This window comes from Hyalangium minutum, from assembly GCF_000737315.1.
Taxonomy (GTDB): Bacteria; Myxococcota; Myxococcia; order Myxococcales; family Myxococcaceae; genus Hyalangium; species Hyalangium minutum.
This window is the reverse complement of record NZ_JMCB01000026.1, coordinates 26338-38089: the sequence shown is the minus strand read 5'-3', so window position 1 is coordinate 38089 and position 11752 is coordinate 26338. Positions and strand designations below refer to the sequence as shown.

The following is an 11752-nucleotide window of genomic DNA, read 5'->3' as shown; positions in this document are numbered from 1 at the left end:
GGAGGGCAGGGGGTGGAAGCCTTCGAGCCAGCTCCTCCGGCTCTGGAGGAAGCTGCGCCCGCTCCTGCTGCGGGGCCGACCGTGCAGGTGAGTGGATCGCTGCGCTTGCTCGCAGGGGTGGATACTGGCTTCGAGCCCCAGCGGAGTGACGGACTCTCCGAGCATGTCGTGGACGTACAAGGGCGGGCCTCGCTCTCCACGGATGTGAAGCTCTCTCCCTCGCTGCGGCTGCTCGTGGAAGGGCGGGCGCTCTGGCGCGCGGGAGCCGAGCAAGGGTTGGAGCGGGGCAAGGCGTTCTTCGAGCCCACGCTCGGTGAGGCGTTCCTGGACTTCTACACGCCCCGCGTGGACGTGCGGGTGGGGCAGCAGACGCTGGCCTTTGGGGCAAACGCGGCCTTCGCGCCTACGGACATCCTCAACCCGAGAGACCTGCGTGGGAGCTTCGTCCTCACCGAGCCGGAGGACGCGAAGCTGCCGGTCTTCGCCGCTCGGGCTTTGGGGGACGTCGGGCCGCTCACGCTCACCGCGGCGTGGGTGCCCTTCTTCACGCCGCACCGCTACACCGTCTTCGGGCAGGACGAGGCGCTCTTCCAGCCGGGGCTCGGGGTGAGCCTGCCCTTCACGGTGGATCCCTCCATTGAGGATGCACTGCAGCCTCGTCTTCTGGAGACAGAGCGGCCCGAGGCGTTTCCGTGGCTCGGGGATGTGGGCCTGCGGGTGACGTCCGAGATTCGAGGCATCCGGGTGGGCGGCTCGTGGGTCTGGGCCAACGAAAAGCTGCCACAGGTGCGCCTGGATCCGGAGTTGGAGGCCCTGCTGCGCGCTCAGCAGCGAGGGGAAACTCCGGATGCGGCGCTCCTGCTGTCCGTGCAGGATCGGCTGCGCGCGGGAGAGACGCTGGTGACGGGCCGATACGATCGGCAGCACGTCTTCGGGCTGGAGGCGACCGCGCTGCTGGGGCCGGCGCAGTTCGATGTGGACGTGGGCTTCAGCCCGGCGCAGACGTTCTTCGACGAGCGGCTGCATCCGCTGCGCAAGCCGGTGGTGACGTGGGTGGTCGGTGTTTCCCAGGCGGAGGACTCCGACTTCCTCTACTCGGTGACCTGGCAGGGGGTCGCCGTGCGCCGCATGGGAGCGGAGGAACTGCTCGTGGTGCTGGAGCCCGGCACGGCGCGGGGAGAGGCGCGGACCGCCTTCCTTCACCTGGTGGTGGCTGAGGCGCGCTATGCCCCGCGCGGAAGCGACTGGGAGATTGGATTTCGAGGCGCCTTCGAGCCCATCCAGCGCTCCTTCGTGCTCGCGCCGCGGGTGGGTTGGCGCTTCACGGAGCACCTGAGCGTGGGGCTCGCGGCAGAGGTCTACGCCGGCAAGCCCTACAGCCCCTTGGGTTACTTCGGGCGGAACGATCAGATCGTCGGCTCGCTCCGGTTGACGCTGTAGCTCTACCATTTAGGAATGCTCAGGAGGCTTCGTATGCCGCGCGCAGCGCTGCTGCTGGTCGCTTTTCTCTCGGGGTGCAGCGCCTCACCCAAGGTCCTCCGTTTGGACACAGGCCAAGGCGAACCCCGCGCCCATGTTCCGCGCCGCGACGTGGAGCCTGTGCAACTGCGCGAGGAGCAGTTCAAAAAGGCCATGGCGGAGCATGCCCAGCGGCTGCGGGCGGTGGATCGCCCCCTGGAACACGCTCGGCAGGTCTTCGGAGTGCCCGAGCGAAGCGGTTGGTTTCGGTACGAGAGCCGGAGCCAGCGGCTCATCGCTGCGGAGCCGGACAGCCCGCGAAACCTGAGACTGTTGCCCGAAGACGAGGAACTGAAGCGCCGCTATCTGCTGTGGTGCGAGGAGAAGTGGGGAGGCGGGGATTGCCTGCGCCTTCTGGTGGATAGGCCCTTTCTGGATGGGGATGCTCGGTACGCGCTGGCCATGGCGATCGCCCACAGCAAGGTGCTGGGAGCCATGAAGGAGGAACTGGCGCGAACGGTGAACCCCCAGGCGTTGGTTGCCACGGTCGTCGGGGGGCTGACCATGTACGCCATCTTGCTGACGCTGCCCGAGCCCGTGAGCAAGGGAGTCGCTGCGTTGCTGACCGTGGGGGCCATGGCGTACCTGGGGTGGGACACAGTGTGGCGGCTGATCGACGGGTGGTGGGTGCTGATGAAGGAAGTGGATCAAGCCACCACCTTTGACGCCATCGCCGCCTCGGGAGAGAAGTTCGGGAACACGATGGGGGAGAAGGCGGCCCGGACCTTCGTGATGCTGGCGACGGTGGCGCTGGGAAATACGGCGCCGGGCATGGCGGCCAAACTGCCATCGCTGCCAGGGGCCAGTCAGGCTGCGGTGGTGGCCGAGACTCAACTCCGTATTCGCTTCACTGCGCCCGCGCTGGCCCAAGTGGAGTCAGTGGCGTTGAGCGCTGAGGGGGCTGCGGTCGTGTTGGCCCCTAACGCCGTGGCCATGGCGGCGGGAGATAGCACTGGCGGTCGAACTGCGCCGCCCAGCCCAGGTGGACCGGGAGAGTGGGTTCAGGCGAACGAGTTCATGTCCGAGAGCGCCCGGACCTATCAATCCCAGGTGACAGGGGCGCCGAAGGGCTACGCCTACTGCGTCAAGTCCGGGAGCGAGGAGGCGGACTTTGATGGCTTCGACCAAGGTGTTCTGATCGAGGTCAAGGGCCCCGGTTACGCGCAGTGGATCAGCCAGCAGTTGGATTTTCTGCCGATCTTCAAAGGAAGCGACAAGCTATTGGCGCAGGCGCAGCGCCAGATCAACGTGGCGCAGGGGATGCCCATCCGGTGGATCGTCGCTGAGCAGAAGCTCGCAGGGGCACTAACGAAGATGTTTAAGGGGGCTAACCTCCCTATACAGGTCGTTCATGTTCCCCCGGTTCCGTGACGGAGAAACGTTCGATGATTGAGACCTATTACGCGGGTTCGTATTGGCTCGCCCGGCCTGAGTCCGCCCAGGCATGCGCACAACGCGCGGAACGTTTTTTCCACCTCCTGGGGCGCTGCGACTCGGCATGGACCCGCTGGTATGAGTCCGCGGATTCTCTCGAGGAAGCACGCAAGCTCGAGTTCACGACAGATGCGGTGAACTTCCAGAAGCTGTTCGCACAGAGGGAGAGCCAGATTGGGGATGGCTTTTTATTCCACTTGTGGACGGGCGACGATCTGGAAGAGATGTCCGGTGTTGATGGCAACTGCGGTCATTCCTCCCTGCACCTTTCGTCCACCTGCGTACTCAAGACCTACGGAGAGGGTTCTCTCGGAGAGCGAGTGCTGACTGCACCCGTGATGACGGACGTCTTGCGGGTCATGGCACTGGCTTGGGACCCAGAGTGGGGAGTTGCAACCTCTGATGCGCATCGGGATGCAGCGGTCGAGGGGTTTCCCCATGCGGGCACGTTCGTCGGGTGGGTCATGTACTTCTCGCGGCTGCGCGGCACGGTGCCCCCACTGCCTGCTCCCGTGCGTATCGAGCCTGTGGAGGACAAGGGGACCCTCGTCATCCTCACCCCTGAGCGCTTCACTGTCTCCAACCCAGAGCACGTTGCCCTCGCCGCGCGCGTCCACGAACTGCTGGATCGGGCAGGGCTGTTGAGGAAGTTGCAGCCCTGGCCGACAGGGCCGCGCTGACTTTTCTAAAGCGCGCTGAAGGTTCGAACCAGCAGCCGTGCGCCCGCAGTCCACTCCGTCTCCAGCCCCAGGCCCGCATCCTTATATGCGTAGGTTCCGTAGAGCTGGAGCCACAGGGGCTGGTCATTCAGGGCGAACAGGATCCGCTCGACGCTCGCGTCCGCGCGCGCCCGGAAGCGCCGCCCTCCATCGAAGCGGTTGATCCACCCCGCCAGCGCCGAGGCCCGCACCGTCCACCAGCCATCCGCTGTCTCGTACCCCGTCTCGAGCACCCCGGATGTGAAGGGCGATACCTCCTGCTCCAGCGTCCCATCCGCCAGGCGCCGCAGCGAGTGGCTCACCGAGGGTCCGAACCCCAGCCACAGACGCCCGCTCACCGAGCGCACCGGATCCAGCAGCAGCGCCGCCCGTCCCGTCTCCACCGTCAGCCCCCGGCCTTCCCACACCCGCCGCTCCAGGGCGCCCGCGCGCACCGCCACCGTCACGTCGAACGGAAACGGCACGCGGATGGGCCGCGAGGTTGGAATCAGGATGAAGCCCTCCTCCAAGTGGCGGCGGTAGAGCCCCTCGTAGAGCGTCGTGCTCAGTCCGCGCCGCACGTTACCCGGCGTCGCCTCCGTCACGAGGATGCGGTGCGTGTTGAACCAGAGCGTCCCCTTGCTCCGGCTGTTGCGCTCGGTTCGCAGCAGGATTCCCGCCTGCAGCGTGGGCAGCGCCACCCCGTCTCGCACCTGCAGCCCCGTCCCGAGCAACAGCGCATTGCCCGGATCGAAGCACGTGGGGAAGCGATCCCCCGCCTCGGTCTCCATGACGCACGTATCCGTCTGCGGCGGCAAAGAGGCCACCTCCCCAGGCGAGCCTGGGGGCAGGGCGAACAGCAGGGTGGCCAGTCCGAGCGAGAGCATGCCGTCCGTTCCCTAGCGAGCGCTCGCCAGCGGAGCACTCCGCCGCGCCGGAGCCCACAGCGAAGCCCTCAGCCCCACGTTGGCGGACCACTCCCACTTGCCCCTCACGTTCGGAATGTCGTTGCGCCACATGCCACGCCCATCCGCCACCAGGCTCACCGGCTGATCGTTGATGGCCAGCAGGATGAGCTCGTAGCCCGCCTTCACCTTCAGCCGCTCGGGGTGCAGCGGGCGGTTCTCCACCGGGTCGTCCAGCAGCACCTTCTCCGCCTCGGCCGAGAACAGCAGGTGGTGGAAGCCGTCCGTGTCCAGCGTGAGGTTGCCCTCGAACACCGCCGTCGGCACGAACGTGTTCAATCCGTGCGTCCGGTCGCGCTCGAAGGACGGGCCCACCCGGAATCGCACGTAGGACACCAGATCCTTCGAGTGCCACACGTCCAGCGTCCCGTGCACCGCGCCCCATGTGAGCAGGCTCAGCTCCGAGTCCTCGCGCTCGATGGTCTCCTGGTGCAGCGCCTCCATCCACGCGCCCAGGTTGAGCCCCAAGTCAAAGCGCCGCGGCTTGCCGAAGAACGTGGTGATGCGGAACAGCGGCACCGTCCGCTCCACGTTGAAGTCGTACCGCACCAGCGTCACATCCAGGCTCGGCTCGCCCAGGTACACCTCCGTCTCCAGGAGCGTGACGCGGTGCAGCCGGTTGTCCTCCGAGCCCCCCGGGAACTCGGTCTGGATGCCGAAGTCCACCCGGACGCGCTCCGTCTCCGCCGGCTGCCCGCTGCGGAACAGCGGAGCCCACGCGCCGCCCAGGTAGAACCGCCGGTGCAAGTCGAAGTTGAACTGCATCACCCGGCCCTGCTCGTCGCGGTACCAGCCCGGCGGCGACTCGGCGATGGCCGGCACGAAGCGGTAGCCCTCCTGCACCCGCACGTTCGCGCTCGCCTCGGAGCGGTCACAGTACGAGGTGCGCAGCAATGGCCGGTCCAGCTCTACCCCCTCCGCGTCCAGCTCGCTGCCTGGGGCAATCAGGCACCGCCGCGTCACCGGATCGCACTGCATCCGGTACTCCCCCGAGGGCACCTGCTTGGTGGGCGGCAGCTTCGTGCAGAGGATGGGCTGGTCGTAGCGGAGCGCAGGCATCGGCTCCTCGGGCGTCAGGAGCCCCGTCAGGTCGCTTCCCTGCCGGGCCGGCTCCTGCGTCGCACCCTTCGCTGAATCTTCCCCTGCTTGCTGCGTCTCTGGCTGGGGAGCCTTCTCCTGACCCTCGACCTGCGAGAGCAAGAGGGCCCACCCCAGCGCTGCTGCCTGGATGATCATCACGCCTCCCACATCGGCCCCCGCTTCGGACGGGGGCTGCTCCCCAGGTCTCTTCAAACGCCGTGCCCCCCTGCCTGTAGAGCGGGCTTTCGCGGGTTTGCTGCGCATCGGTGTGCAGCTTCCGGCACAATGCACGGCACCCGTGACGCGGTAGCGGTACACCCGGCGGAGGTCGACCCGGAGCGTCACGGGGGATATAAGGCCGCGGCCCAGGATGTAGGCGGGCCGGATCCAGACGGAGGCGTCCTTTTCCGTGGCGAGTGACGGCGAGCAGCAACAACAGCAGGAGCAGAAGCCCGCGCCCGAGCAGAAGCCCGCGCCCGAGCCGGTCCCGGAGAGCTTCGTCGAGGGGCTGCTCGGCAAGGACATCTCCACGGAGAAGTGGTTCCAGCGCTGGGTGGCGCTGCCACTGTCGCTCCGGGTGGTGCTGCTGATGGGGGGGCTGTCGCTCGGGGTGTTCCTGCCCTACCTGGGCGCGGTGGGACTGTGGGACCCCTGGGAGACGCACTACGGCGAGGTGGCGCGGATGATGGTGGTCCGCCGCGACTACGTGTTCCCCTGGTGGGAGAACGCGTGGTTCTTCTCCAAGCCGCCCATGACGATGTGGATGCAGGCGCTGGGCATTCAGGTGGTGGATGCCTTGCGCGGCACCGGCGAGCTGGGCCGCTACACCGAGTGGGGCATGCGCACGCCGTTTGCCCTGCTGAGCGCCGCCGCGGTGACGCTGCTGTCGTTGGCGGTGTCGCGCGTGGTGAGCGTGCGTGCGGGCTTGGCCACGGGCTTCGTGCTCGTCACCATGCCGCTCTACTTCCTGCTCACCCGGCAGACCGTGACGGACACCCCGTTCGTCACCACGATGATCTGCGCCATGGCGTGCGCGTTCATCGGCCAGCTCGATGACACGACGAAGCACCGCAGTGCCTGGTGGTACGCCTTCTACGTCTTCCTGGGCCTGGCCGTGCTGGCCAAGGGCCTGTTGGGCGTGTTGCCCGCGGCCTTCCTGCTGATCTACGCGCTGCTGGCCGTCATCCCCTGGAGCTGGGCCGCGGGCCAGGAGCACGTGCGCTGGCTGTGGAGCCGCACCTTCCGCAAGGAGGTGCGCGAGGGCAAGCGCGCCATGCCCGTGCTCTGGGGGCAGATGTTCCGCATGCGCCTGGGCACCGGCTTCCTGGTGTTCTGCGGGGTGGCGGTGCCCTGGTATCTCACCCTCAGCCTGTTCCCCGAGGTGGATGACGAGGGCAAGGGCTTCTTCTACCGCTTCTTCATCCACGACCACCTGAACCGGCTCACGGCGGGCGTGCACACCACCACCCCGGGCGGCACTTTCATCTACTTCATCGAGCAGGGCGGCTACGCCATCTTCCCCTGGGTGGCGCTGCTGCCCGGCGCCTTCGCGGTGGTGTCCCGGCTGAAGCTGCGCTCGGCCTCGAAGGCGGACCACCTGGCGCTGCTCGCCGTGCTGTGGGTGGCCTTCAGCTTCTGGCTGCTGGCCTCGAGCGCCACGAAGTTCCACCACTACGTGTTCCCCATCCTCCCCGGGCTGGCGATCCTCATCGCGCTCTTCATCGACCGGCTGTGGAAGGACGGACCCGCCGAGCATGCCGTCAGTCTGCTCTTCGGGCTCGTGCTCTTCATCCTCGTGGGCAAGGATCTGGCGGAGACGCCCAAGAACTTCACGGACCTCTTCGTCTACAACTACGACCGCCCGTACCCCACCGAGCTCGTCACCAAGCCCATTCCGTTCTGGGATTCTCGGTCGCTGTGGATCGGCGACTTCGTGACGGCCGCCTTGCTGGCGCTGGGGGCGTACCTCGTGATCGAGGTCTTCGTTCCCAAGAGCGGCGACAAGAAGGCCAAGGCCGCCGCAGGCTCGGAGGCCACTGCCACTCCGGCCACCGCCACCGTGGAGACTGCTCCAGCCGAGGCCAAGCCCGAGCCCGCGCTGGCCGCTCCGGTCACGGCTGTCGCCAAGGACGCGGCGGAGCCCCAGGCCGCGGAGGCTCCGGCCCCTGCGGCAGGGACCGAGGCCCAGGCTTCGGAGACTCCCGCCACGGCCGTGACGACGGAGGCCAAGGCCCCAGAGGCTCCGGCCACGGCCGTCGCGAGCACAGCGGGCAAAGCCGCCGAGGATGTCACCGGCTCTCGCTCCACCGCGATCGCGACGCTGCTGTGCGGCGGCGCCATGCTGGTTCCCATGTACACCGAGGGGAAGGTGACGGCCATGGGGCCGCTGGGCGTGGCGGGCCTCGTGACGGCCGCCTTCTGTGTCTTCGAGGCCCTGCGTGGCCCGAAGGCGCTGCGCACCTCGCGCCTGCTCTACGCGGCCGCATGGGCGGTCGCCGGAGGCGGACTCGCCGCCGCAGGCTTCGGCAGGCCCATCGGCACGGACGCGCTGCTCCGAGCCCTCCAGGAGCCCATCAACGTGAGGAAGGGCATGGGCTTCGTCTTCGCCGTGGCGGGCGTGCTCGCGGTGGTGGCCGCGCTCAAGCAGGCCCGGGTGATGCTCTTCGGTGTCTTCTGGGCCTTCGCCATCTGCTTCGCGTGCTGGTTCAACTGGAACCACTGGGTGAAGCTGTCCCACCACTGGACGCAGCGGGACCTCTTCTGGCGCTACTACCGCCAGCACCGCCCGGGCGAGCCCATCGCCGCGTTCCAGATGAACTGGCGCGGAGAGACGTTCTACTCGCGCAACACGGTGGAGCAGTTCCGCCTGGGCGATGCCAACGTGCGCCTGCGCAACTTCGTGGCCCAGCCGGGCCGCGAGTGGGTGCTCGTGGAGCACGGCCGTCTGACGGCGCTCACCAGCGCTGTGGGCGCCGACAAGAAGGTCACCATCATCGACCGCGACATCAACAACAAGTTCGTCCTGGTGGCCGTCGATTGAGCGGCATCCAGGTTCAGGGACTCGCCAAGCGCTTTGGCGATCGGACGGCGGTGCAGGGGCTCACGTTCGACGTGCGCCCGGGCGAGGTGTTCGGCTTGCTCGGGCCCAACGGCGCCGGGAAGACGACCACGGTGCGCATGCTCACCGGGTTGCTCCTGCCCTCCGAGGGCGAGGCCTTCGTCTGGGGCCACTCGGTGCGCACTCACGGCGAGCAGCTGCGGCGCACCGTGGGCCTCCTCACCGAGCAGCCCGGGCTCTATGACCGGCTGACTGCCCGCGAGAACCTCCGCTTCTTCATGAAGCTGCACGAGCTGGACGAGGCCGCCGCATGGCCTCGCGCGCTCGCGTACCTGGAGCGCTTCGGGCTGGCCGCGCGCGTGGATGACCCATGCGGCGGCTTCTCCAAGGGCATGCGCCAGAAGCTGGCCATCGTCCGCACGCTGGTGCACGACCCGAAGGTCATCTTCCTGGACGAGCCCACCTCGGGCCTGGATCCCGAGTCCGCCCGCACCGTGCGCGATGCCGTGGCGGAGCTGGCCACCGAGGGGCGCACTATCGTCCTGTGCTCGCACAACCTGTCCGAGGTGGAGCGGCTGTGCACGCGCGCCGCCATCATCCAGGGCCGGCTGCTGGCCATGGCCCCGCTGAGCGAGCTGCGGCGCGCGGGGCAGGCGCTGGACATCCGCGTGGAGGGCGACGCCGAGCGCTTCCGTCCCGCCCTGGCCGCGCTGCCCTTCGCCCCCAACGTGCTGAGCGAGGGCGGTCGTCTCAAGGTCATGCTCTCCGACGATGCCCAGGCGCCGGACGTGCTGGCGGCCCTGGTGAACGCGGGCGCGCGGGTGCACAGCGCCGTGCCCGCCAACCGGCCGCTCGAAGAGGTCTACCTGGAGCTCATCCGACAGGGGAGGGGCTGACCATGGCGTTCCGGCCCAAGCGCGCGCTGGCGGTCTTCTGGAAAGACTTCCTGGACCTGCGAAAAAACCTGGGGCTGCTGCTGTCCATGACGGTGCTGCCCCTGGTCTTCATCTGCGTGCCCATCGGCGTGGTGTGGACGTACGTGCAGCGGCCGGATGATCCGAACCTGCGCGTCATCGCTCAGTACTACGACAAGGCCCTGCCGCTGGGCGCCAATGCGGCGCGCTTCCTGATCGACCGGACGCTCACCGACTGGTTCGGCATGTTCCTGGTCATGCCCGTCTTCGTCCCCATCCTCATCTCTTCGCAGAGCGTGGCGGGGGAGAAGGAGCGGCGGACCCTGGAGCCGCTGTTGGCCTCGCCCGTGACGGCCGCCGAACTGGTGGCCGGCAAGAGCCTGGCCTCGCTGGTGCCCGCTGTGGGGATCTCCTGGGTGGCCTTCGTTCTCTTCTGCATCGGCGTGGATGTGGTGGCGTGGCCCATGGTGAAGGGGCCGCTGATGCCCAACACACTGTGGACCTTCGGCATCTTCGTGCTCGCGCCCCTGTTCGCCTTCTTCGGCAACGGGGTGGCGGTGCTGATCTCCGCCCGCGTGTCCGAGGCCCGCACCGCCCAGCAGCTCTCCGCGCTCGTGGTGCTCCCGCTGGTGGGGCTCGTGGGAGGCCAGGTGGCCGGCCTCCTGACCGCAGGGATGGGCTACTACGCCGTGCAAGGCGCTGTGGTGCTCCTGCTGGACGCCGTGCTGCTGGTGGCCAGCATCCGGCTGCTGGATCGCGAGCGCCTCATCAGCCGCTGGGGCTGAGCCTCGAAATCGGGCAAGCCCTCCTCTGGTTGGCTGGCCAAGCCCTAGTAAAACTGGCATGTTGCGGGAGCTAACCGCCTGCCGAAGGGCGAGCATGGAATCGCTCTGGCCGCTATCCGTATGGAATACGGGGCGGCGTGGGTTCTGGCAGGTGACGCAGTCCGAACGGAGGCTGAGCGAGCACGATGGGCATTTTCGATTCGATCAAGGGCGAGGCGAAGCGCAACTTCATTGCCCGCGCGGACGAAGCCAAGGGCGAGATCATCTACAAGTATCCGGAGAAGAACATCCGGATGCTGACCCAGCTCACCGTGGACGCTGACGAGATTGCGCTCTTCGTCAAGGACGGCAAGGTTGAGGGCAAGCTGGGGCCCGGACGCCACACGCTGGACAGCAAGAACATCCCCTTCCTGTCCCGGCTGCTGGAGAGCTTCACCGGCGGCAACATGTTCATGACGGAGGTCTTCTTCGTCTCCACGCGCGAGCACCCGGGCGTGAAGTTCGGCGGCCCCATCGGTGACGTGCGCGACCCGGAGACGGGCCTGGGCATCGGCACCATGGTGTACGGCGACTTCTCCATCCGCGTCACCGAGCCGGAGAAGCTGGTGGTGGGCCTGGTCGGCATGGGCCGCGCCAGCAACGATGACTTCCTGGGCTGGTTCAAGAGCCAGGTCCTCAAGGTCATCAAGGATCGCATCGCCGAGCTGCTGGTGAAGAAGCGCTGGCCGCTGCTCGACGTGACGAGCGGCGCGTACACCGAGGAGATCGAGACCGAGGTGATCGCCGGCGTGAAGCCGCACGTGGACACCTACGGGCTCACCGTGGTGCGCCTGGGCAACTTCCACGTCAGCATCAAGGAGGAGGACGAGGCGACGCTGAAGAAGTTCTCCAAGGATGCGGCGTACTCGCGCATGGCGGGCGGCTTCCAGCAGTACGCGCAGGGCCAGGCGATGCTGGGTGCCTCCGAGGGCATGGCCAAGGGCGGTGGTGGCGGCTCCGACGGCGCCCTGTCCGGCATGGGCATGGGCATGGGCATGGGCATGGCGCAGATGTTCATGAACAACCAGAACCAGCAGCGCCAGGCACCGCCTCCTGCGGCCGAGGCGGCTCCTCCGGCGGACACGCGCAGCCCGGCGCAGCGCCTGAAGGAGATCAAGGAGCTGCTCGACGCGGGCGTCCTCTCCGAGGAGGAGTACAAGGCCAAGCGCGCGGAGCTGATGAAGCTCCTGTAACCCGAGCGGGCCGGTAGGCCCCTCTTCGAGTGCCCGGAGGCCTCCCCGCTGGAAGAGCGGTGGGGCCT

9 protein-coding genes are annotated in these 11752 nt (G+C 67.8%); 7 read left to right on the top strand and 2 right to left on the bottom strand.

Translation table 11 applies throughout. The features are described from left to right. The first annotated feature begins 12 nt into the window (after positions 1-12). From DB31_RS40645 to DB31_RS40635, 3 genes are read left to right on the top strand one after another with little or no spacing between them, the layout of a single operon-like run. On the top strand, positions 13-1440 hold the full coding sequence (locus tag DB31_RS40645) for a hypothetical protein (RefSeq protein WP_169787164.1): 1428 nt from the start codon (positions 13-15) through the stop codon (positions 1438-1440). 33 nt (positions 1441-1473) lie between these two features. Continuing rightward, entirely contained in the window at positions 1474-2889 is a 1416-nt protein-coding gene (gene sitA5, locus DB31_RS40640; protein WP_044198513.1) for a SitA5 family polymorphic toxin, read from the top strand. A 14-nt stretch (positions 2890-2903) separates the two neighbouring features. After that, positions 2904-3632 carry an immunity 52 family protein gene (locus tag DB31_RS40635; protein ID WP_044198511.1) on the top strand — a complete coding sequence of 243 codons (729 nt, stop codon included), beginning with the start codon at positions 2904-2906 and terminating at the stop codon, positions 3630-3632. A gap of 5 nt (positions 3633-3637) precedes the next feature. On the opposite strand, the gene DB31_RS40630 is transcribed toward DB31_RS40635, so the two are convergent. Next, positions 3638-4537, bottom strand: a complete 900-nt coding sequence (locus tag DB31_RS40630) for a hypothetical protein (protein ID WP_044198510.1) — start codon at positions 4535-4537, stop codon at positions 3638-3640. A 12-nt stretch (positions 4538-4549) separates the two neighbouring features. Then, a complete protein-coding gene (locus DB31_RS40625) occupies positions 4550-5908 on the bottom strand; it encodes a hypothetical protein (protein WP_240487199.1) in 1359 nt (452 codons plus the stop codon). A 196-nt stretch (positions 5909-6104) separates the two neighbouring features. Between DB31_RS40625 and DB31_RS51050 the strand changes: the two genes are divergently transcribed. From DB31_RS51050 to DB31_RS40605, 4 genes are all read left to right on the top strand, one after another. Further along, the gene (locus DB31_RS51050; RefSeq protein ID WP_083969188.1) at positions 6105-8735 is read left to right on the top strand and encodes a glycosyltransferase family 39 protein; all 2631 of its coding nucleotides are present in this window, start codon (positions 6105-6107) and stop codon (positions 8733-8735) included. Next, positions 8732-9649 (top strand): ABC transporter ATP-binding protein, encoded by a 918-nt coding sequence (locus tag DB31_RS40615; protein ID WP_044198508.1) that lies wholly within the window; start codon positions 8732-8734, stop codon positions 9647-9649. Before DB31_RS51050 ends, DB31_RS40615 begins: the two co-directional genes overlap by 4 nt. A gap of 2 nt (positions 9650-9651) precedes the next feature. Beyond that, entirely contained in the window at positions 9652-10452 is an 801-nt protein-coding gene (locus tag DB31_RS40610; protein ID WP_044198507.1) for an ABC transporter permease subunit, read from the top strand. A 185-nt stretch (positions 10453-10637) separates the two neighbouring features. Next, positions 10638-11684, top strand: coding sequence for an SPFH domain-containing protein (locus DB31_RS40605; RefSeq protein ID WP_044198506.1), 1047 nt, complete (start codon positions 10638-10640; stop codon positions 11682-11684). The last annotated feature ends 68 nt before the right edge of the window (positions 11685-11752 follow it).

Coding starts and splice junctions, on each gene's coding strand:
- sitA5 (WP_044198513.1), top strand. CDS start 1,474: ATGCCGCGCGCAGCGCTGCTGCTGGTCGCTTTTCTCTCGGGGTGCAGC.
- DB31_RS40635 (WP_044198511.1), top strand. CDS start 2,904: ATGATTGAGACCTATTACGCGGGTTCGTATTGGCTCGCCCGGCCTGAG.
- DB31_RS40630 (WP_044198510.1), bottom strand. CDS start 4,537: ATGCTCTCGCTCGGACTGGCCACCCTGCTGTTCGCCCTGCCCCCAGGC.
- DB31_RS40610 (WP_044198507.1), top strand. CDS start 9,652: ATGGCGTTCCGGCCCAAGCGCGCGCTGGCGGTCTTCTGGAAAGACTTC.
- DB31_RS40605 (WP_044198506.1), top strand. CDS start 10,638: ATGGGCATTTTCGATTCGATCAAGGGCGAGGCGAAGCGCAACTTCATT.